Annotated in this window: 22 protein-coding genes; 14 read left to right on the top strand and 8 right to left on the bottom strand. The window is 66.6% G+C overall.

The features are described from left to right. Positions 1 to 156: 156 nt before the first annotated feature. Genes metG through ASC78_RS15790 form a run of 3 tightly spaced genes read left to right on the top strand, consistent with a single transcriptional unit; the run spans position 157 to position 4,186 of the window. Entirely contained in the window at positions 157 to 2,247 is a 2,091-nt protein-coding gene (gene metG, locus ASC78_RS15800; RefSeq protein WP_055802940.1) for a methionine--tRNA ligase, read from the top strand. Between the two features lie 16 nt (positions 2,248 to 2,263). Beyond that, positions 2,264 to 2,461, top strand: a complete 198-nt coding sequence (locus ASC78_RS15795; protein WP_055802938.1) for a hypothetical protein — start codon at positions 2,264 to 2,266, stop codon at positions 2,459 to 2,461. A 48-nt stretch (positions 2,462 to 2,509) separates the two neighbouring features. Further along, complete coding sequence (locus ASC78_RS15790; protein ID WP_055802936.1) at positions 2,510 to 4,186, top strand: SulP family inorganic anion transporter; 1,677 nt, start codon at positions 2,510 to 2,512, stop codon at positions 4,184 to 4,186. Here ASC78_RS15790 and ASC78_RS15785 read toward each other — a convergent pair. Beyond that, positions 4,183 to 4,689, bottom strand: coding sequence for a hypothetical protein (locus ASC78_RS15785; RefSeq protein WP_055802935.1), 507 nt, complete (start codon positions 4,687 to 4,689; stop codon positions 4,183 to 4,185). The two genes, ASC78_RS15790 and ASC78_RS15785, sit on opposite strands and share 4 nt — an antisense overlap. A gap of 39 nt (positions 4,690 to 4,728) precedes the next feature. Between ASC78_RS15785 and ASC78_RS15780 the strand changes: the two genes are divergently transcribed. From ASC78_RS15780 to ASC78_RS15750, 7 genes are all read left to right on the top strand, one after another. After that, a complete protein-coding gene (locus ASC78_RS15780) occupies positions 4,729 to 4,935 on the top strand; it encodes a DUF3460 family protein (RefSeq protein WP_055802933.1) in 207 nt (68 codons plus the stop codon). Between the two features lie 68 nt (positions 4,936 to 5,003). Continuing rightward, a complete protein-coding gene (locus ASC78_RS15775; RefSeq protein ID WP_055802931.1) occupies positions 5,004 to 5,840 on the top strand; it encodes a segregation and condensation protein A in 837 nt (278 codons plus the stop codon). Between the two features lie 14 nt (positions 5,841 to 5,854). After that, positions 5,855 to 7,444, top strand: a complete 1,590-nt coding sequence (nadB, locus tag ASC78_RS15770) for an L-aspartate oxidase (RefSeq protein WP_055802929.1) — start codon at positions 5,855 to 5,857, stop codon at positions 7,442 to 7,444. Positions 7,445 to 7,515: 71 nt separating this feature from the next. Continuing rightward, the gene (panB, locus tag ASC78_RS15765; RefSeq protein ID WP_055802927.1) at positions 7,516 to 8,406 is read left to right on the top strand and encodes a 3-methyl-2-oxobutanoate hydroxymethyltransferase; all 891 of its coding nucleotides are present in this window, start codon (positions 7,516 to 7,518) and stop codon (positions 8,404 to 8,406) included. A 12-nt stretch (positions 8,407 to 8,418) separates the two neighbouring features. Beyond that, complete coding sequence (panC, locus tag ASC78_RS15760; protein WP_055802925.1) at positions 8,419 to 9,267, top strand: pantoate--beta-alanine ligase; 849 nt, start codon at positions 8,419 to 8,421, stop codon at positions 9,265 to 9,267. After that, entirely contained in the window at positions 9,264 to 9,902 is a 639-nt protein-coding gene (gene queE / locus ASC78_RS15755; protein ID WP_055802923.1) for a 7-carboxy-7-deazaguanine synthase, read from the top strand. Before panC ends, queE begins: the two co-directional genes overlap by 4 nt. Before the next feature lie 19 nt (positions 9,903 to 9,921). Further along, complete coding sequence (locus ASC78_RS15750; RefSeq protein WP_055802921.1) at positions 9,922 to 10,284, top strand: 6-carboxytetrahydropterin synthase; 363 nt, start codon at positions 9,922 to 9,924, stop codon at positions 10,282 to 10,284. A 123-nt stretch (positions 10,285 to 10,407) separates the two neighbouring features. Here the strand turns inward: ASC78_RS15750 and nadA are convergent, their stop codons facing one another. The 6 genes from nadA to ASC78_RS15720 form a co-directional block, all read right to left on the bottom strand. Next, positions 10,408 to 11,526 carry a quinolinate synthase NadA gene (nadA, locus tag ASC78_RS15745; protein WP_055802918.1) on the bottom strand — a complete coding sequence of 373 codons (1,119 nt, stop codon included), beginning with the start codon at positions 11,524 to 11,526 and terminating at the stop codon, positions 10,408 to 10,410. 6 nt (positions 11,527 to 11,532) lie between these two features. Next, the gene (nadC, locus tag ASC78_RS15740) at positions 11,533 to 12,414 is read right to left on the bottom strand and encodes a carboxylating nicotinate-nucleotide diphosphorylase (protein WP_055802916.1); all 882 of its coding nucleotides are present in this window, start codon (positions 12,412 to 12,414) and stop codon (positions 11,533 to 11,535) included. Positions 12,415 to 12,427: 13 nt separating this feature from the next. Continuing rightward, positions 12,428 to 13,471, bottom strand: a complete 1,044-nt coding sequence (locus ASC78_RS15735; RefSeq protein ID WP_055802914.1) for an NAD(P)H-dependent glycerol-3-phosphate dehydrogenase — start codon at positions 13,469 to 13,471, stop codon at positions 12,428 to 12,430. A 24-nt stretch (positions 13,472 to 13,495) separates the two neighbouring features. Then, positions 13,496 to 13,960 (bottom strand): protein-export chaperone SecB, encoded by a 465-nt coding sequence (gene secB / locus ASC78_RS15730; RefSeq protein WP_055802912.1) that lies wholly within the window; start codon positions 13,958 to 13,960, stop codon positions 13,496 to 13,498. Positions 13,961 to 14,088: 128 nt separating this feature from the next. Beyond that, entirely contained in the window at positions 14,089 to 14,349 is a 261-nt protein-coding gene (gene grxC / locus ASC78_RS15725) for a glutaredoxin 3 (RefSeq protein WP_055802911.1), read from the bottom strand. Positions 14,350 to 14,369: 20 nt separating this feature from the next. Beyond that, positions 14,370 to 14,756, bottom strand: a complete 387-nt coding sequence (locus ASC78_RS15720) for a rhodanese-like domain-containing protein (protein WP_443082724.1) — start codon at positions 14,754 to 14,756, stop codon at positions 14,370 to 14,372. Positions 14,757 to 14,861: 105 nt separating this feature from the next. On the opposite strand from ASC78_RS15720, the gene gpmA reads away from it, so the two are divergent. The 3 genes from gpmA to ASC78_RS15705 all read left to right on the top strand — a co-directional run bounded on the left by gpmA (position 14,862) and on the right by ASC78_RS15705 (position 18,009). After that, positions 14,862 to 15,605 (top strand): 2,3-diphosphoglycerate-dependent phosphoglycerate mutase, encoded by a 744-nt coding sequence (gene gpmA / locus ASC78_RS15715; RefSeq protein ID WP_055802909.1) that lies wholly within the window; start codon positions 14,862 to 14,864, stop codon positions 15,603 to 15,605. Positions 15,606 to 15,708: 103 nt separating this feature from the next. Next, positions 15,709 to 17,151 (top strand): S41 family peptidase, encoded by a 1,443-nt coding sequence (locus tag ASC78_RS15710; RefSeq protein WP_055803425.1) that lies wholly within the window; start codon positions 15,709 to 15,711, stop codon positions 17,149 to 17,151. 93 nt (positions 17,152 to 17,244) lie between these two features. Then, entirely contained in the window at positions 17,245 to 18,009 is a 765-nt protein-coding gene (locus ASC78_RS15705) for a HesA/MoeB/ThiF family protein (RefSeq protein ID WP_055802907.1), read from the top strand. Positions 18,010 to 18,054: 45 nt separating this feature from the next. On the opposite strand, the gene ASC78_RS15700 is transcribed toward ASC78_RS15705, so the two are convergent. Further along, positions 18,055 to 20,085 carry an AsmA family protein gene (locus tag ASC78_RS15700; RefSeq protein WP_055802905.1) on the bottom strand — a complete coding sequence of 677 codons (2,031 nt, stop codon included), beginning with the start codon at positions 20,083 to 20,085 and terminating at the stop codon, positions 18,055 to 18,057. Positions 20,086 to 20,318: 233 nt separating this feature from the next. On the opposite strand from ASC78_RS15700, the gene ASC78_RS15695 reads away from it, so the two are divergent. Next, on the top strand, positions 20,319 to 20,726 hold the full coding sequence (locus tag ASC78_RS15695) for a response regulator (RefSeq protein ID WP_055802903.1): 408 nt from the start codon (positions 20,319 to 20,321) through the stop codon (positions 20,724 to 20,726). The last annotated feature ends 44 nt before the right edge of the window (positions 20,727 to 20,770 follow it).

The following is a 20,770-nucleotide window of genomic DNA, read 5'->3' as shown; positions in this document are numbered from 1 at the left end:
TCGGGTCACTGCGAGTTCGGCACCCCGTGGCCGAGCTCCGGGATGGGGGTGTTCGGCAGGGCGCGGCGGCGCCACCTAAAATGCCCGGTTCCCGAAGGCGGCCCCAGGTCGCCTTCGTTGCCAGCAAGTCCGCCACTCCCGAAAGCGCCCTTCCCGATGTCCGCCCCGCGCAAGCTCTTCGTTACCACCGCCCTGCCGTATGCCAACGGCAAGTTCCATATCGGCCACATGATGGAATACATCCAGGCCGACATCTGGGTGCGGAACCAGCGAATGAATGGCGCCGAGGTCAACTTTGTCTGCGCCGACGACGCACACGGGGCGGCCATCACCATCGCAGCCGACAAAGCCGGCGTGACGCCGCAAGCCTTCGTGGCCGAGATTGCCGCGGGCCGCAAGCCCTACCTCGACGGCTACTACATCTCGTTCGACAACTGGCACTCGACCGACGCGCCCGAGAACCACCAGCTCGCACAGGACATCTATCGCGACCTGCGCACCAACGGTTTCATCAGCACCAAGAGCGTCGAGCAGTTCTACGACCCGGCCAAGGGCATGTTCCTGGCCGACCGCTTCATCAAGGGCGAATGCCCCAACTGCCACGCCAAGGACCAGTACGGCGACAACTGCGAGGTGTGCGGCGCCGTGTACGCGCCCACCGAGCTGATCAACCCCTACTCGGCCCTGTCGGGCGCCAAGCCGGAGCTGCGCAGTTCGGAGCACTTTTTCTTCAAGCTCTCGGACCCGCGCTGCGAGGCCTACCTGAAGGAATGGACCACCGCGCCGGGCCACGTGCAGTCCGAGGTGCAGAACAAGATCCGCGAATGGCTCTACAAGGACGACGAAGGCAAGGGCGGCCTCGGCGACTGGGACATCAGCCGCGACGCGCCGTATTTCGGCATCGAGATCCCGGATGCGCCGGGCAAGTACTTCTACGTGTGGCTCGACGCGCCCGTGGGCTACCTGGCCTCGCTGAAAAACCTGCTCGACAAGCGCTGCATCGAACTGGGCGGCGACGGCATCTCGTACACCGAGTACATGGCCGACCCGGACCTTGAGCAGGTGCACTTCATCGGCAAGGACATCATCACCTTCCACACCCTCTTCTGGCCCGCGATGCTGCATTTCAGCGGCCGCAAGGCGCCCGACGCGGTGTACGTGCATGGCCACCTCACGGTAAGCGGCGAGAAGATGAGCAAGAGCCGCGGCACCGGCATCGACCCGCTCAAGTACCTTTCGCTCGGCCTGGACCCCGAGTGGCTGCGCTACTACATCGCGGCCAAGCTCAATGGGCGCAACGAGGACATCGACTTCAACCCCGAGGACTTCGTGGCGCGCGTGAACAGCGACCTCGTGGGCAAGTACATCAACATTGCGAGCCGCGCGGCGGGCTTCATCGGCAAGCGCTTCGGCGGCAAGCTGGGCGAGGTGTCGGCCGACGGCGACGCACTTCTGTTCGCGCTGCGCGACGCGGCGCCGCAGCTGCATTCGCTCTACGACGGCCGCGACTACGCCCGCGCGCTGCGCGAGGTGATGGCGCTGGCCGACAAGGTGAACGAGTACGTCGACCAGAACAAGCCCTGGGAGCTGGCCAAGAAGGAAGGCCAGGAGGCGCGGCTGCACGATGTGTGCACGGTGTGCATCGAGGCCTTCCGCCTGCTGACGCTGTGCCTGAAGCCGGTGCTGCCGGCGCTTGCCGTGAACGTCGAGGCCTTCCTCAAAATCGCACCGCTCGCGTGGGCCGATGCCGCGCAGGCGCTGCCCACTGGCCATGCCATCGGCGACTACAAGCACCTGATGCAGCGAGCCGACGCCAAGGTGGTCGACAAGCTGTTCGACGCACCCGAACCGGCGGCGGCCGAAGCGGCCACCGCCGGCGCGCTGCCCGGCGGCGAAGCCATCGCGCCCACCATCACCATCGACGATTTCGCGAAGATCGACTTGCGCATTGCGAAGATCGTGGAATGCGAAAAAGTCGAAGGCTCGACCAAGCTGCTGCGGTTGACCCTGGACGCCGGCGAGGGCAAAACCCGCAACGTGTTCAGCGGCATCGCCTCGGCCTATGAGCCCGAACAGCTCGTAGGCAAGCTCACGGTGCTGGTCGCCAACCTGGCGCCGCGCAAGATGAAGTTCGGCATCAGCGAAGGCATGGTGCTGGCTGCGAGCCACGCCGACGAAAAAGCCGCCCCCGGCATCCATGTGCTCGAACCCTGGCCCGGCGCCACTCCCGGCATGCGGGTTCGCTGAGCCAGAGGACCAATCCATGCTGAAGCGCACCCTCCTCCTGTTGCCCTTCGTCGCCATGCTGAGCGGCTGCGCGGTGGTGACCGTGGCGGGTACCGCCGTGAGCGTGGGCGCCAGTGCTGTGGGCTTGGCAGCGGATGCGGCCATTGGCACCGCGCGCATCACCGGCAAGGCGGTGGGCGCGGCGGCCGACGCGGTGATTCCCGACAGCGACTGAACGGGCGGGGGCAGGCAACGCCTGCGCGGGGTACACAATGGGTGCCCCATGCAGTCACCGCTGAACATCACCCGCTTTCGCCCACGCCTGCTGGACGCATTGGCGGGCTACGACCGGACACGTTTTTTCAAGGACTTGGGCGCGGGCGCCACGGTCGGCATCGTGGCGCTGCCGCTGGCCATGGCGTTCGCCATCGCCTCGGGGCTCAAGCCCGAGGCCGGCATCTGGACGGCGATCATCGCGGGCTTCCTGATCTCGCTGCTGGGTGGGTCTGCGGTGCAGATCGGCGGGCCGGCCGGCGCCTTCATCGTGATCGTCTACGGCATCGTCGAACGCTACGGCGTGGCGAACCTGCTGATATCGACCGCCTGCGCCGGGGTGCTGCTGTTCGCGGCGGGGCTGTTCGGGCTCGGGCGGCTGGTGCGCTTCGTGCCGCTGTCGATCGTGGTCGGCTTCACCAACGGCATTGCGGTGCTGATCCTGCTGTCGCAGCTCAAGGACATGCTCGGGCTCACGGTGGAGAAGATGCCGGCCGACGTGTTCTCGCAGCTGCATGCGATGGCGCTGCAGATCGGCACCTTCAATCCTTACGCCTTTGCCCTGGGCCTGGCCTGCGTGCTCGGCTTGACGGTCTGGCCGATGCTGCTGAGCAATGAGTCGAAGGTGGGCCATGCGGTGCAGCGCCTGGCGGGCCGCATGGCGCGCTCGCGCGCGGTGCAGGTGGGCGCGCGCTTGCCGGGGCCCATCGTGGCGCTGGTCACGCTCACGCTGGTGTCGTGGGGTTTCGAGTTGCCGGTGGAAACCATCGGCACGCGCTTCGGCGGCATTCCCGAAAGCGCCCCGGCCTTTGCGCTGCCCGATTTTTCGTGGGAAACGGTCAAGCAGCTGGTCACGCCCACGCTGACCATCGCGCTGCTGGGCGCCATCGAGTCGCTGCTGTGCGCCCGCGTGGCCGACCAGCTCAGTGGCCAGCCGCGCCACGATCCGAATCAGGAATTGATGGCGCAGGGCATCGCCAACCTGGTCACGCCCTTTTTCGGCGGCATGCCGGCCACCGGCACCATCGCGCGTACGGTGACCAACATCCGCTCGGGCGGCAGTTCGCCGATTGCCGGCATCGTGCATGCCGTCACGCTGATGGTGGTGGTGCTGCTGGCCGCGCCGCTGGCGCGCCATGTGCCGCTCGCGGTGCTGGCGGGCATTCTGGTGTTCGTCGGCCTGAACATGGGCGAATGGCGCGAGTTCACGCCGGGGCAGCTGCGGCACTTCAGCCGCCACTACCGGCTGCTGATGCTGGGCACCTTCTTTCTCACGGTCGTGTTCGACCTGACCGTGGCGGTGCAGGTGGGCATCGTGCTCGCGTGCGCCCTCTTCGTGCGGCGCATGAGCGAGCTTTTCAGCGTCGAGCTGGTCACCATGCAGCCGCCGGTGCTCACCTATCGGCTCTACGGCGCGATGTTCTTCGGGGCCGCGGCCAAGCTGGATGAAGCGGTGAACGCGGCCGAGAGCGCACCGCGCGGCATGACGGTGGTACTCGATGCCACGCACCTCATCTACCTGGACGCGACCGGCGTCGATGCGCTGCGCCAGTTGCACCGGGCAGTGCTGTCGCGCGACGGGCTGCTGCGCCTGGAGTCGCTGCAGCCGCAGCCGCTCGAGGTAATCGTGCGCTCGGGCTTTGCCGACGAGCTGACGAGCGGCCAGCCGCGCGCCGCCGAAGACTAGTTCGCCTCGGTGGCGCGGTCGGGCGAAGAGCCGCTTCGCACCACACGCTGGTCGTCGTTCAATGTGGCGGTGAACACCATCGGAGAATTCGGCGGCTGGACCCAGCGCCACTCCCACTCCGTTTCGCGCTTGAGCGCGTAGGGCGTGACCTTGGCGGGCTTGCCGAGCAGCTTGCGCAGGTCTTCCATCATCATGCCCGGCTGCACCTTGGCAAAGTTCTCGGGCGTCAGCACCTGGCGCAGCGCGCTCATCTTGCCGTCGGCGCCGATGGTGATCATGTAGTTCTTCTGGCCCTGCGGCTGGCGGTTGTACTCAAGCACCCGGCCGTTCGGCGCGTCCCAGATGTTCTCGGGCTCGCCGAACTTGGCGCGCACGTCGGCCTCGGTCGAGACGCCCTCCTCCAGCTCGCCGATGCGCTGCGGGTCGCAACCCGAAAGTCCCATCAATGCCGTCGCCAATAACGCTGTTGCAAAGCCGATCCGCCACTGTTGTCGTCGCTTCATGCCATCCCCGGTAAAATTCGCGCTTCAAAGGTCCAGTCTATGTCCATCTTCCGCCGCCCCCACTACACCTCCGAGATCACCAGCTTCATCGAGGAGATGAAGGAAAAGAAGCCGACGCTGGAAGCCGAACAGCGCGCCGGCCGTGCCCTGCTGTGGGACAAGCACCTCGACCGCAGCCTGCTCGAGGAGTACGCGGAAGCCCGCGTACCGCAGCAGCCGTACGTCTACCAGACCCAAAGCAAGTAATGGTGCCCATCCGGCATCCGTCGTTCGCCCCCATTGCCTTCAGCTATTAAAATGATAGCAAGCACCCGATGAAGGGAAACGGGGACAACGACACGCTCGTGGCCAGCATGCCCGAGGTGGTCGACCAGGTCGCGCTCGCCAGGCTCTATGGCGAGCCGTTGTTCGCAATGCCGAAGGACCTGTACATCCCGCCGGAAGCGCTGCAGGTCTTTCTCGAAGCCTTCGAAGGTCCGCTGGACCTGCTGCTCTACCTCATCAGGAAGCAGAACTTCAACATCCTCGACATCCCGATGGCGGGGCTCACGCGGCAGTACCTGAGCTACGTCGACGAGATCCGCCAGACGAATCTCGAGCTCGCTGCCGAGTACCTGCTGATGGCCGCGATGCTGATCGAGATCAAGTCGCGCATGCTGCTGCCGCCCAAGAAGGTGGCGGAAGGCGAAGAGGCCGAAGACCCGCGCGCGGAGCTGGTGCGCCGCCTGCTCGAATACGAGCAGACCAAGCTACAGGCCGCCGCCATCAGCACCATGCCAACCTACGGGCGCGACTTCTGGAAGGGGCAGGTCTACATCGAGCAATCGCTCAAGCCCCGCTTTCCGGACGTGAACGTGGTCGAGCTGCGCGATGCGTGGGCCGACATCATGAAGCGCGCCAAGCTCGTGCAGCACCACAAGATCTCGCGCGAGGAACTCAACGTGCGCGAGCACATGAGCATCGTGCTGCGGCATCTGCAGGGGCAGCGCTTCGTCGAGTTCGAAAAACTGTTCGACCCGTCGCGCGGCGCGCCGGTACTGATCGTCACCTTCATCGCGATGCTCGAGCTCGCGAAGGAAACGCTGATCGACATCACGCAGGCGGAAGCCTTCGCACCCATTTACGTGCGCCTGGCGTACTCGCCGGCCTGACAGCGGAGCCCTGCGTGCGCGACTTCGACGTCCTCATCGTCGGCAGCGGCCTCGCAGGCCTCTCCGCTGCATTGCACCTGGCGCCGACGCACCGCGTTGCCGTGCTGACCAAGCGCGCATTGAGCGACGGCTCCAGCGCCTGGGCGCAGGGCGGCATTGCGGCCGTGCTGGCCGCGGGCGACAGCTTCGATGCGCATGTGGAAGACACGCTGGTGGCCGGCGCGGGTCTGTGCGACCCCGAGGCCACGCGCTTCGTTGTGGAGCATGCGCCCGAGGCCATCGGCTGGCTGCGCGAGCTCGGCGTGCCGTTCTCGGAAGAAGCGAAGGAAAACGGCGGTGGCCTGCACCTGACGCGCGAAGGCGGCCATAGCCAGCGCCGCATCGTGCACGTGACCGACGCCACGGGCGCGGCCGTGCAGCAGACTTTGATCGAGCGGGTGCGCCGCACGCCGAACATCACGCTGTTCGAACACCACACGCTGGTCGACCTCATTACCGGCACCAAGCTGGGCCTGGACGATCCGGCCTGCCTGGGCCTCTACGCGCTGGACGACAAAACCGACGAGGTGCTGGCCTTCCGCGCGCCGCACACCATCCTGGCCACCGGCGGCGCTGGCAAGGTGTACCTGTACACGACCAACCCCGACACCGCCACCGGCGACGGCATTGCCGCTGCGTGGCGCGCGGGCTGCCGGGTGTCGAACATGGAGTTCGTCCAGTTCCACCCAACCTGCCTGTACCACCCGCACGCCAAGTCCTTCCTGATCAGCGAAGCGGTGCGCGGCGAAGGCGGGCTGCTGAAGCTGCCGGAATCGGCGGGAGGCACGCGCTTCATGCCGAAGCACGACGAGCGCGCCGAACTCGCACCGCGCGACGTGGTGGCCCGCGCCATCGACTTCGAGATGAAGAAGCACGGCCTGGACTGCGTGCACCTCGACATCTCGCACCAGCCGGCCGCTTTCCTGAAAGAACACTTCCCCAACATCCTCGCGCGCTGCGCGGAGCTGGGCATCGACATCACGCGCGAGCCCATTCCCGTGGTGCCGGCCGCGCACTACACCTGCGGCGGGGTGCTGAGCGACTTGAATGGCCGCACCGACGTGCCCGGCCTCTACGCCATCGGCGAAACCGCCTGCACCGGACTGCATGGCGCCAACCGCCTTGCGAGCAATTCGCTGGTCGAGTGCATGGTGTTCGCGCGCGCCGCGGCCGGCGCGATTGCCGCGGCGCCGTCGCGCGGCAGCGCCGATCTGCCGGCCTGGGACGACAGCCAGGTGACCGATGCCGACGAAACGGTGGTCATCTCGCACAACTGGGACGAGCTGCGCCGCTTCATGTGGGACTACGTGGGCATCGTGCGCACCAACAAGCGCCTGGAGCGCGCGAGCCATCGCATCGCGCTGCTGCAGGCAGAGATCCAGGAGTTCTATGCGAACTTCCACATCACGCGCGACCTGCTCGAACTGCGCAACCTGGTACAGGTGGCCGAGCTGATCGTGCGCTCCGCGCAGGCCCGCCACGAGAGCCGCGGCCTGCATTTCAGCCGCGACTATCCTTCGCTCGCCGAATCCACCACACCCACGGTGCTGGTGCCGGCCGACTGATCGACCCACCCGCTTCGCTTTCTTCATTCAAGGATGCCCGGCCACCGACGCCCGCAGGGAGAAACCCAACCATGTCGAACACCACACCCATTGCCGAAACACCCCCGGCCTCGCCCTACGGCACGCTGCCGCCGGCCTCCCCGCTTGCCTCGCGCAAGCCCGTGAGCCTGCCGCGCCTGGCCGACATGCATGCGCGCGGCGAGAAGATCGCCATGCTCACGGCCTACGACGCCACCTTCGCGGCCATGGCCGACGCGGCGGGCGTCGACTGCCTCTTGGTCGGCGATTCGCTCGGCATGGTCTGCCAGGGGCTCAACAGCACAGTGGGTGTGAGCCTGGACACCATGCGCTATCACACCGACAGCGTTTCGCGCGGCCTGCGCCGCGTGCAGGGCACGGCATGGCTGATTGCCGACCTGCCCTTCGGCAGCTACCAGGAGTCGCGCGAACAGGCGCTCGCCAGCGCCACCGTGCTGATGCAGGCCGGCGCGCACATGGTCAAGCTCGAAGGCGGCGGCTGGACCACCGAGACGGTGCGCTTCCTGGTCGAGCGCGGCATTCCGGTGTGCGCGCATCTGGGCCTGACGCCGCAAACCGTGCATGCGCTGGGCGGCTACCGCGTGCAGGGCAAGGGCGACGCCGGCGCGCTGCTGAAGCAGCAGGCCCATGCGCTGCAAGACGCGGGCGCCGCAATGCTGGTGCTCGAGATGGTGCCGGCCGCGCTGGCCGCCGAACTCACCGTCGAGCTGAAGCACTGCGCCACCATCGGCATCGGCGCGGGCAAGGCCACCGCCGGCCAGGTGCTGGTGTTGCACGACATGCTGGGCATCAACCTCGGCAAGATGCCGAAGTTCGTGCGCAACTTCATGGCCGACGCGCCGGGCGTTCTGCCCGCCCTCAAGGCCTACGTGCAGGCCGTCAAGGACGGCAGTTTCCCCGACGACCAACTCCACGCCTGGTAAGGAACCGAGACCATGTACATCGCACACACCATCGCCGAACTGCGCGACCACCTCGCCGCGTTCAAGCGCCCCGCCTTCGTTCCCACCATGGGCAACCTGCACGACGGCCACCTGGCGCTGATCAGGCAAGCCAAGCCGCTGGGCGACGTGACCGTGGCCAGCATCTTCGTCAACCGCCTGCAGTTCTTGCCGCACGAAGATTTCGACACCTACCCGCGCACCTGGGACAGCGATTGCGAGAAGCTGCGTGCGGCCGGCTGCGACGTGCTGTTTGCGCCTGACGAAAAGGCGCTCTACCCCGAGCCGCAGACCTGCAAGGTGCACCCGGACCCGGCGCTGGCCGACATCCTCGAAGGCCACTTCCGCCCCGGCTTCTTCGTGGGCGTGTGCACGGTCGTGATGAAGCTCTTCCAGTGCGTGCAGCCGCGCGTGGCCGTGTTCGGCAAGAAGGACTACCAGCAGCTGATGATGATCCGCCACATGGTGCGACAGTTCGCACTGCCCATCGAGATCGTCGGCAGCGAAACCTTCCGCGCGGACGATGGGCTGGCGCTGTCGTCGCGCAACGGCTACCTGAACAATGGGGAGCGCGCGGAGGCCGTGCAGCTGTCGAAGGCGCTCAAGGCCATGGCCGAGGCCGTGCAAGCCGGCGAACGCGATTTGGCCGCGATAGAAGCGCGGGCAATGCAGGCGCTCACGGAGCGCGGCTGGCAACCGGACTATCTTGTGTTGCGGCGGCGTACCGACCTGCAGGCGCCCACTTTCGGCATGAACGGCGAGCCGCTCGTGGCGTTGGCCGCGGCTAGGTTGGGCGGCACGCGGCTGATTGACAACCTCGAGATCGAGGCACCGGCTTCATGACCTACAGCGTCAAGGAAATCTTCTATACCTTGCAGGGCGAGGGCGGCCAGGCCGGCATGCCGGCCGTGTTCTGCCGCTTTGCCGGCTGCAACCTGTGGACGGGCCGCGAGGAGGACCGCGCCACAGCTGTCTGCCGTTTCTGCGACACCGATTTCGTCGGCACCGATGGCACGCTCGGCGGCAAGTTCAAGGATGCCGGCCAGCTCGCCGACACCATCGCCGCGCAGTGGCCTGCTGGCGACGCCGAGCATCGTTTGGTGGTTCTCACCGGCGGCGAACCGCTGCTGCAGGTGGATGCGGAGCTGGTCGACGCGTTGCATGCGCGCCGCTTTCGCATTGCCGTCGAAAGCAACGGCACCGTCGCGGCGCCCGAAGGCATCGACTGGCTCTGTATCAGCCCCAAGGCCGGCGCACCGTGGGTGCAGCAGCGCGGGCAAGAACTGAAGCTGGTGTGGCCGCAGACCGAATTCGAGCTTGGCACGATGGCCCGCACCGGTGAGTTCACCCACCGCTTCCTGCAGCCGATGGACGGCCCCGACCGCGTGGCCAACACCGAACTGTGCATTGCCGAGTGCATGCGCGACCCCATCTGGCGGCTCAGCGTCCAGACCCACAAGATCACCGGCATCCGCTGAGTGCGGAGAGACTTTCCAGATGCGATTCACCGTCAGCCAACGCTTTTTCTTCGACGCCGCGCACACGCTGAAGCGCGACATCGAGGTCGAAGGCAGCCGCCGTATTCACGGCCACACCTACCACGCCGAAGTCTGGCTTTCGGGCCAGCGCGATCCCGTGACGGGCATGGTGATCGACCTCGGGCTGCTGCGCCGCCGGCTGGACGAGGTGCGCGAGCGGCTGGACCATCATCTGCTCGACGACGTGGAAGGGCTGCATCCGCCGACGCTGGAAAACCTCTGCCTTTTCATTGCCGATGCGCTGCCGGAATTTCATGCGACGCTCGCGCGGGTGCGCGTGTGGCGCGAGGCGCTGGGGGACAGCTGCACGCTGGAGTTCTAGGTTTTGCTCCCTCTCCCCTTGGGGAGAGGGTTGGGGTGAGGGTGAGCGGCAATGAAGGCCGCGCGATGTTGTGAGAACCCCTCACCCTAGCCCTCTCCCGCACGCGGGAGAGGGAACAACGCTTCAGGCGGCGCCGATACCTGCGATCAGGCTGCCTGCCGGTTGGCCATTCTTCAGCCCGGCGGTGAACGCCAGCATCCGATCAATCGGCACCCGCGCCCGCAACCCCAGCGCCGGGTCGACATGAATTTCACCCGCGCCGGTTTCCAACGCATTCGCCAACTCGACGAGCCCGTTCATCGCCATCCAAGGGCAATGCGCGCAGCTCTTGCACGTGCCCCCATTGCCGGCCGTAGGCGCCTCGATAAAAGTCTTGCCCGGATTCAGCGTGCGCAACTTGTGCAGCATGCCGGTGTCGGTGGCGACGATGAATTCCTTCGCGTCCATGCCCCGTGCCGCATTCAGGATCGCGGAGGTCGAGCCGACGGCATCGGCCAATGCGATCACGTCGGCTGGCGATTCAGGGTGCACCAGCACCTTCGCGGCCGGATGCTCTTTCATGAGCAGGTCGAGCTCGAGCGCCTTGAACTCGTCATGCACGATGCAGGCGCCGTTCCAGCTCACCATGTCGGCGCCCGTCTGGCGCTGGATGTAGTCACCCAGGTGGCGGTCGGGGCCCCAGAGGATCTTGCGGCCCTGTGCGTGCAGCGCGCTCACCACGTCGAGCGCGCAGCTCGACGTGACGAGCCAGTCGGCGCGCGCCTTCACGGCCGCGCTGGTGTTGGCGTACACGACCACGGTGCGGTCGGGATGCTGGTCGCAGAACGCACTGAATTCGTCGACCGGGCAACCCAGGTCGAGCGAGCAGTTGGCGTCCAGGTCGGGCATCAGCACGCGCTTCTCGGGCGAAAGGATCTTGGCGGTTTCGCCCATGAAGCGCACGCCCGACACCACCAGCGTGGTGGCGGCATGGTCGCGGCCGAAGCGCGCCATCTCGAGCGAATCGCTCACGATGCCGCCGGTTTCCTCGGCCAGGTCCTGCAGGTCGGGGTGCACGTAGAAGTGCGACACCATGACGGCATTGCGCTCGCGCAAGAGGCGGCGAATGCGCTCCTTGAGCACGACGCGTTCGCCGGGTGAAGGCTCGGGCGGCACGCGCGCCCAGGCGTGGCGGGTGTCGCAGACGCTGCCTTGGGCCGCGGGCTGTTCGTAGTCGACGTCGATGACGGAAGCGGTCACCATGGCGGTTCAGTGCTCGGGTTGGAAGCGCATCGAATAGTCGATGGCTTTGACGTCCTTGGTCAACGCACCCACCGAGATGCGGTCGACCCCGGTTTCGGCCAGGGTGCGCAGGCCCTCGAGCGTTACGCCGCCGGAAATTTCGAGCACGGCCTTGCGGTCGGCCCCGGCGTCGTCGTTGATGCGGACGGCTTCGCGCAGGGTCGGCAGGTCCATGTTGTCGAGCAGCACCATGCGCGCGCCGGCGTCGAGCGCTTCGCGCAATTGCGCCAGCGTCTCGACCTCGACCTCGACGAAGGCCGCGCGCTGCGCCACCTGCGCCACCGCACGCAACGCGGCGGCCACGCCGCCGGCCGCGGCAATGTGGTTTTCCTTGATGAGCACCGCGTCGTAAAGGCCGATGCGGTGGTTCAGGCCGCCGCCGGTGCGCACCGCGTACTTCTGCGCCAGGCGCAGGCCCGGTAGCGTCTTGCGGGTGTCGACGATACGGGCGCGCGTGCCGCGAACCGCATCGGCGTACAGGGCGGTCTTGGTGGCGACCGCGCTCAGCAGCTGAAGAAAATTGAGCGCGGTGCGCTCGGCCGTCAGCAGCGCGCGGGCGCTGCCCTCGATTTCGAGCACGATCTGGTCGGCCGAGCAGCGCTCGCCCTCGCCGCACAGCCAGCGGATGCGGGCCTCCGGATCGAGCTGCCGCACGGTGGCTTCGACCCACGGTGCACCACAGACCACGGCCGCCTCGCGCGCCAGCACGCGGGCCAGGGCCCGGCGGCCGGGATCGACCAGCGAAGCGGTCAGGTCGCCATCGGCCACATCTTCCTGCAGTGCGCGGGCGGCGTCGGCGTGGGCCAGCTCGGCCACGGCCGGCGCCGAAAAATCAAAGCGAAGGCTCATGGCTCTTGTCTCTTCAGTCTTGTTGGGGTGAACCGCGTGGGTCCGCGGGCGCGAGCACCGACTCGGGCACCGGATCGCGTCCGGTCAGCGAGGCAACGGCCTCCTTCGGGCTCAGCTTGCCGTCGAGCAGCGCGACGACGCCTTCGGCGATGGGCATTTCCACGCCCAGCCCCCGCGCTCGCTGCACCACGGTGCGTGCGCAATAGACGCCTTCGGCCACGTGCCCCAGCGAAGCCACGGCTTCTGCCAAGGTGCGGCCCTGCGCCAGCAGCAGGCCGACCTTGCGATTGCGCGACAGGTCTCCGGTCGAGGTCAGCACCAGGTCGCCGAGCCCGGACAGGCCCATGAAAGTCTCGGCGCGCGCACCGAGCGCCAGGCCGAAGCGGGTCATCTCGGCCAAGCCGCGTGTGATGAGCGCGGCGCGCGCATTGAGCCCCAGCGCCAGGCCATCGCAAAGGCCGGTGGCAATGGCCAGCACATTCTTGACGGCGCCGCCGACCTCGACGCCCACGATGTCGTCGTTGGCGTAGACGCGCAAAGCCGGGCCGTGGAAGGCATCGACCAGGGCGTCGCGCACCTCGGCGTGCGGGCTCGCGGCCACCAGGGCGGTCGGCCGGCCTTCGGCGACTTCTTGCGCAAAGCTCGGCCCGCTGAGTACGCCCGCTAGCAATTCAGGAGCGACCTGCGCCCATATCTCGTGGGCCAGCAAGCCGAAGGAAGTTGGGGAATTGCCCTGCGCTGGCTCCACGCCCTTGCAAAGCCACGCCACCGGCGCGGTCGTCCCGCGCAAGTCCGTGAGTTGCTGGCGCAAAGCGGCCATGGGCGTGGCCACGATGATGAGTTCGGCGCCCCTGCGGGCGTGGCGAAGATCGCCGGCGCGCACGGTAAGCGCGGGCGGCAAGGCGAGGCCGGGCAGGTAGCGGATGTTTTCGCGCGCCTTCGAGATCGCGTCGGCCTGGGCGGCATCGCGCGCCCAGAGCGTGACCTCGTGGCGGCCCGCCGCGTTGACGGCCAGCGCCGTGCCCCAGGCACCGGCGCCATGAACGCAGATCTTCATCGGCGTTGCGGCGTTGTGCCAGGTTTACTGCGCGAGGGTCGGCGAGGGCTGGCCGGCGGCCTGAGCCTGCTGCTGCTCGTACATGGCCTGGAAGTTGATTTCCGCCAGGTGCACGGGCGGGAAGCCGCCGCGCTGGATCACGTCGGCCACGTTGCCGCGGAGGTACGGGTAGACGATCTGCGGGCAGGCAATGCCGAGGATCGGACCCATCTGGTCTTCAGGCAGGTTGCGGATCTCGAAGATGCCGGCTTGCTTGGCCTCGACCAGGAACACGGTCTTGTCCTGGATCTTGGTCTGCACGGTGGCCGACACGGTGATCTCGAAGATGCCATCAGCGACCGGCTGGGCGTCCACGCCAAGCTGGATGTCGACCGTGGGCTGCTCCTGCTCGAGCAGGATGCCGGGCGAATTGGGTTGTTCGAGCGACAGGTCCTTGAGGTAGACGCGCTGGATCTGGAAAACGGGATCTTGGGCTTGCTGGTCGGCCATGGCTGAACTTTCGAGGATCAAAACAATGCCCGCCGGGGAGAGTTTCCCGCAGCGGGCTGCAGATGAATGTGCACGCGATTATCGCCCGGCGCCCGAACCGCTTCGGTGGCAACCGGCCGCTTGGTGTCTCAGGCGCCCTGCAGGAGCGGAACCAGGCCACCGCGGCTGTCGAGCGCCATCAGGTCGTCGCAACCGCCCACGTGGGTGTCGCCGATGAAAATCTGCGGCACGGTGCGGCGCCGGGTGATCTCCATCATGGTGTTGCGGGCGTCCGGATCGCTGTCGATGCGAATTTCTTCGATCTCCTCGACACCCTTGGACTTGAGGATCTGCTTGGCACGAACGCAGTACGGGCAGAAGGCGGTGGTGTACATCTTGACGGCTTGCATACGCTTTAGCTGAGGCAGGCTCAGGCTTTTTCAACCGGCAGGTTAGCCTCTTTCCAAGCCTTGAGGCCGCCGGCCACCGCTTGGGCCTGCTCGTAGCCGAGTTTCTTGGCCATGGCCACGGCGCGCTGGGCGCGTGCTCCGGTGGCGCACACCAGCAGCAGCGGCACGTTCTTGTTCTTGACCGTGCCGGTCAGCTTTTCTTCCAGCAGGTTCAGGGGAACGTTCTTGGCGCCGATCATGTGGCCGGTGGCGAACTCTTCGGGTTCGCGCACGTCGACCAGCACCGCCCGCTCGCGGTTGATGAGCTGCACCGCCCCTTGGGCCGTGAGGGTGCCGCCGCCGGCGCCGCCGCGGATCAGCGGCCAGGCCAGCATGCCACCCGAGCTGAGTGCGATCAGGATCAGCATCCAGTTGGCGGTGACGAATTCGATCAATTTCACGGGGGTTCCTTGGATGGCAAACCTGGGATTTTAGAATGCTGGTTTTCCCAAGCGCTGCCAAAGGCTTCCCACATGCACAAACTGGTACTGATCCGCCATGGCGAATCGACCTGGAATCTCGAAAACCGCTTCACCGGATGGACGGATGTCGACCTGACCGAAACCGGCATCGAGCAGGCCAAACAGGCCGGCCGGCTGCTCAAGGCCGAGGGCTACGACTTCGACGTCGCCTACACCAGCGTACTCAAGCGCGCCACCCGTACGCTCTGGCATACGCTGGACGAGCTCGACCGCACCTGGCTCCCGGTGGTGCATTCATGGCGCCTGAACGAGCGCCACTACGGCGCGCTGCAGGGGCTGAACAAGGCCGAAACGGCCAAGAAATACGGTGACGAGCAGGTGCTGGTCTGGCGCCGCAGCTACGGCACCCCGCCGCCGCCGCTGGAAGCCGACGACCCGCGCAGCGAACGCAGCGACGTGCGCTACGCCAAGCTCTCGCCCGAGCAGATTCCGCTGACCGAGTGCCTGAAGGACACGGTGGCGCGCGTGCTGCCGTTCTGGAACGAATCGATGGCGCCGGCCATTCGCGCCGGACGCCGCCTGGTGGTGGCGGCACACGGCAATTCGATCCGGGCGCTGGTCAAGTACCTGGACGGCATTTCGGACGACGCCATCGTCGGCCTGAACATTCCGAACGGCATTCCGCTGGTCTACGAGCTCGACGACGAACTCAAGCCGCTGCGGCACTACTACCTCGGCGATGCCGCAGCCGCCGAAAAGGCCGCCGCGGCGGTGGCGTCGCAGGGCAAAGGCTGAAAAAAGAAAACCCTTGGCGGCGCTCCCCCGTGGAACCCCGGCAGGCATTCTGCTTCCAAGCTGTGTATATTGGCTCGACAGCCGACAAGGACAATCACTCATGATGGGCCAGAAATTGAAGATTACCGGCTGGGTCGCCGCTGGCGCCGTTGCTGGCGTCCTGACCACCGTCTCGTTGCAGACGGTCGCGCGCGGCTCGCTTGCGCCGCTCCCGCTCGAAGAATTGCAGCAGCTCGCTGCCGTTTTCGGCATGGTCAAGAGCGACTATGTCGAGCCGGTCGATGAGAAAAAGCTCATTTCCGACGCCATTTCCGGCATGGTGGCCGGGCTGGACCCGCATTCCCAGTACTTCGACAAGAAGTCCTTCAAGGAATTCAGGGAAGGCACGACCGGCCGCTTCGTCGGCGTGGGCATCGAAATCTCGCAGGAAGACGGCCTCATCAAGGTGGTTTCTCCGATCGAAGGCTCCCCGGCCTTCCGCGCGGGCCTCAAGCCGAACGACCTGATCACCAAGATCGACGACACGGCGGTGCGCGGTCTGTCGCTCAATGAAGCCGTCAAGCGCATGCGCGGCGAGGCCAACACCAAGGTGCTGCTGACCATCTTCCGCAAGGACGAGAGCCGCACCTTCCCGGTCACGATCACGCGGGAAGAAATCCGCACCCAATCGGTGCGCGGCAAGGTCATGGAGCCGGGCTACGGCTGGATCCGGCTGTCGCAGTTCCAGGAACGCACGGTCGACGACTTCGTGAAGAAGGTCGAAGACATCTACAAGGAAGAGCCCAACCTCAAGGGCATGGTGCTCGACCTGCGCAACGACCCGGGCGGACTGCTCGACGCGGCGGTGGCCATATCGGCCGCCTTCCTGCCCGAGAACGTCACGGTGGTGTCCACCGACGGCCAGCTGGCCGAGAGCAAGTCGGTCTACAAGGCGGCGCCGGAGTTCTACCAGCGCCGCTCTGGCAGCGACCCGCTGCGCAACCTGCCCGCGGCCCTCAAGACCGTGCCGCTGGTGGTGCTGGTGAACGAAGGCTCGGCCTCCGCGAGCGAAATCGTGGCCGGTGCGCTGCAGGATCACAAGCGCGCCACCGTCATGGGCAGCCAGACCTTCGGCAAGGGCTCGGTGCAGACGGTGCGCCCGCTCGGACCGGACACGGGCCTCAAGATCACCACGGCGCGCTACTACACGCCGAGCGGCACCTCGATCCAGGCCAAGGGCATCGTGCCCAACGTGCTGGTCGACGAAAGCGCCGAGGGCAGCCCCTTCGCAGCCCTTCGCATGCGCGAGGCCGACCTCGAGAAGCACCTGGCCAGCGGCCAGGGCCCCGAGACCAAGGACCCGGAACGCGAAAAGGCGCGCGACGAAGCCCGCAAGCGTCTCGAGGAAGAAGCCAAGAAGCCGCCGCAGGACCGCAAGGTGCCCGAGTTCGGCACCGACAAGGACTTCCCGCTGGTGCAGGCGCTCAACCGCCTCAAGGGCCAGCCGGTGCTCGTGAGCAAGACGCAGGTCATCGTCGACAACAAGGAAGAGAAAAAAGAGAACTGATCTGGAGCCCGGCGCCTTCAGATCCCGAAATACCGCGGAACCGGCGCTGCCGGGCCGCGGTATTTTGCGTTTGGCGAAGACCCGGGACAAGCCATGAACGACGACGACCTGCTGCGCTATTCGCGCCATATCCTGCTCGAGGAATTCGGCATCGACGGCCAGGCGCGCGTCAGTGCCGGGCGCGCGCTTGTCATCGGCGCGGGTGGCCTGGGTTCGCCCGTGGCGCTGTACCTCGCGGCCGCCGGCGTCGGGCACATCGCGCTGGTGGACGACGACGAGGTCGACCTCACCAACCTCCAGCGCCAGGTCGCCCATACCAACGCCCGCGTCGGCCAGCTGAAGGTCGAATCGGCCGCCGAGGCCATGCGCGGCATCAATCCAGACATCGTCGTCGAGACGCACGCCCTGCGGGCCGACGAGGCGCTGCTGTCGCACCTGGTTGCGACGGCAGACGTGGTGGTCGACTGCTGCGACAACTTTGCCACCCGGCACGCGGTCAACCGCGCCTGCGTGGCGCACGGCAAGCCGCTGGTGGCTGGTGCGGCCATCCGCTTCGATGGCCAGCTGAGCGTGTACGACACGCGCGACCCCGCCTCTCCCTGCTACGCGTGCATCTTTCCGCCGGACGCGGCTTTCGAGGAAACGCTGTGCGCGGTGCTCGGTGTGTTCGGCCCTGTGGTGGGCACCATCGGCACGCTGCAGGCGAGCGAGGCGCTCAAGCTGCTGGCGGGCATCGGTCCGTCGCTGGCGGGCAAACTCCTCATGTTCGACGGGCGCCGCACGGCGTTCGACACCCTGAAGGTTGCGCGCGATCCGCATTGCAGCGTGTGCGCGCACCGCGCAGCATCAGGCAACTAACGGAAAGCGCGGCGCCAAGAGGCCGCGCAGTAGGCGCAGAAGGCATCACCGCTGCTGCTTCGCACCCTTCGCCTTGGCCGCACCCGCAGCCGCAGCACCTGGACTGGGCTTGTTGGCTTGCGACAGCACACCCTTGCAATCCGCGTCTTCGCCCGGCCCGGTCTCGACCGTGGCGGCCAGGGCTAGAAGCGGATTGAGCGCGCCCAGCACCAGAGCGGCGATGCCGCGCTCCGCCAATGGCGCCGCCTGCACCCCGCCGGTCGGCGCCCCGAAGGTACCGCCGACGACCAGCGGCGAACGCAGCGACAGGAAGCTCCGGTCCTTGGGCTCGGGGCGCACCACGAAGTCCAGCTTTTCGGTCGCCAGGTTGGCCTGGCCGCTCGCATAGAAAACGGTGTCCTCGGTGTCCAGCACCATGCTGCGGCTGGTCATGAGGCCCTTGTTGACGTCGAAGGCCACGGCGGCGCAGCGCAGTTCGACGTTCTGGTCACCGCGCAGCAAGAACTTGATGATTTCGGCGCCGTCCAGCCCCATGAACTCCAGCAGCAAATTGCTGAACCGCCCTCGCCCGGTCATCGCCGCGACGTCGCCCGAAGCGCCGCCGAGCCAGCTTGCCACCGACGTGCCTCGGCCCGAAAGATTGATGCGGCCATCGAGCCTGCTGAAGCTGCTTCGCATGGTCTCGATCTTGGGGATCAGGCGGTTGAGCTGCACATTGCGCAGGTCGAGGGAGGCGCGGATGTCCGCCGGATTCTGGGTGGCGTCGATGCGGATGGCGCCGGCCAGCTTGCCGCCGCCCACGCCCAGGTCCAGCGGCTCCAGCACAAGCACGCTGTTGTTCAGCTTCACCTGCACGCTGCCGCGGTCGAGCGGCATGTCGCGTACGTTCTTGATCCGGTCGGCCACGTACTTCACGTCGGCGTTCATCGCGCGCAGCCGGTTGAAGTCGAGGGTGGCGCTCGGCAGCACCTTGGCGTCCCTGCCGCGCCTGGTTTGCTTGATGGTGGGAGGCGGCGCCACGCCCTCGACCGCCTTGGCCGACCGCTCAGTGGGCGGCAGGCCGATGAGCGGGCCAAGGTCGTCCATGTCCATCACCCGGGAGCGCAGTTCACCCGCAAGGTGCGGCACCTTGCCCGCCTGGTCGAAGCGCATGTCGCCGGCGATGTCGGACAGGCCGAGCCTGCCCTTTAATCCGGCCACTTCCCATTGCTTGCCGCGCTTGCGCAGGTCGCCGCTCAGCGCATAGGGGGAGGTTTCCGGCAGCGCGATGCCCAGCAATGGGAACAGGGCACCGAGGGTCTGGCCCTTGAGGTCGAACTTCGCGTCGATGCCGTCGAGGTCGGCAAAGTCGGTCACCGTGCCAGAGGCCTTGAGCTTCGTCTGGCCTGCCGCGCCGTCGATCTCCAGCGGAAACGGCTGCCCGCCGGCCGCCTTGAGTTGCAGCACGTTGCCCGTGCGCCCTTCGGCTGTGAGCGGCTGGCCCTTGTAGCGGCCCTTGATGCGGTAGCTGAGAGGCAGCGTGCCGAGGCTGGTGTCGTAATTCACGTCAGCGTGCAGGTCGACTCCCAGGTGCTTGGCCAGGAAATCGACGGAACCGTTGTCGACCTCCATCAGGCCGATGACGGGAACGGTGCCGGGATCGGAGGTGTCCTTGCCGAGCGCCCACGTGCGGCGTCCGTCGGCCTCCATCTGGAGGCCCAGCGTGGGTGAGACGAGCGCCAGCCGCGGAATCACCACCTTCTGTCTGATGAGAGGCCAAAGCCGGATGTCGAATTCCGCGCGCTCGGCCTTGACCAGGTAGGGGTCGCGCGCCCACGGCGGATTTGCAAACTCGATGCCGTCGGCCTTGATGGTGGCGCCGCGCAGGCCGAGGCCCACGTCGAGCCGGCGCGTGATCTCGAACTTGCGCCCGGTCTTTTCGCTCACGTAGCGGTTCAGGGGCTCACGCAACGTGTCCCACGGAAAGAGCGCCAGCACAACCGCCAGCCCGGCGAGCAGCAGCACGAAGACCGCCAGCAGCTTGAGCCAGAGCGGCCCGTTGCGCAGCCGGTTGCGAAGGACGACGTTCGTTGCCATGCTGACTGGATAAACCTAGCGCGACTTTTCACGGGTCGGCAGCCGACCGCAAAAACCGTGCGGCATTGCCTACGGAATCGCTAGATAAAGCGGCTTCGTCAGAACCCGCCTACAACACGCTCCCCCCGAACCCTGCATGATGCTTGCCGGCGGCGCATCAATGTTCGATGAGCAGGCAATCGCCAGCAGGAGTTTGGAGACACCTGCCAACGTCAGAGGAAGCGCGGTTCGGCATGGATACCAGATTGCAGACCTATATCGTCGAAGACAACCCCACGATCCGTGAAAACCTCATTGGCACTCTGGAAGAACTCACCTGCACGACGGTCGTGGGCTTTGCCGAAACCGAAGCGCATGCCAGGCAATGGCTGCACGACCACAGCGAAGAGTGGGACCTGGCGGTCGTCGATCTTTTTCTCAAGCAAGGCAGCGGGCTGGGCGTGCTCCAGGCGTGCACCACGCGCCGGACCAACCAGAAGGTGGTGGTGCTCAGCAACTATGCGACGCCCGACATCCGGCGCCGCTGCGCAGAATTCGGTGTTGACGCGGTGTTCGACAAGTCGAACGAGATCGACGCGCTGGTCGACTTCTGCATCCTCGAGGCGGTGGCTCACCGCCCCGCTGCGGGCAACACCGACTGATGAAAACAAAAAAGCGGCCGCAACGGGCCGCTTCTTCTTCGGCG

This window comes from Variovorax sp. Root318D1, assembly GCF_001424835.1.
Lineage (GTDB): Bacteria > Pseudomonadota > Gammaproteobacteria > Burkholderiales > Burkholderiaceae_C > Variovorax.
This window is presented reverse-complemented; position numbering and strand designations above follow the sequence as displayed.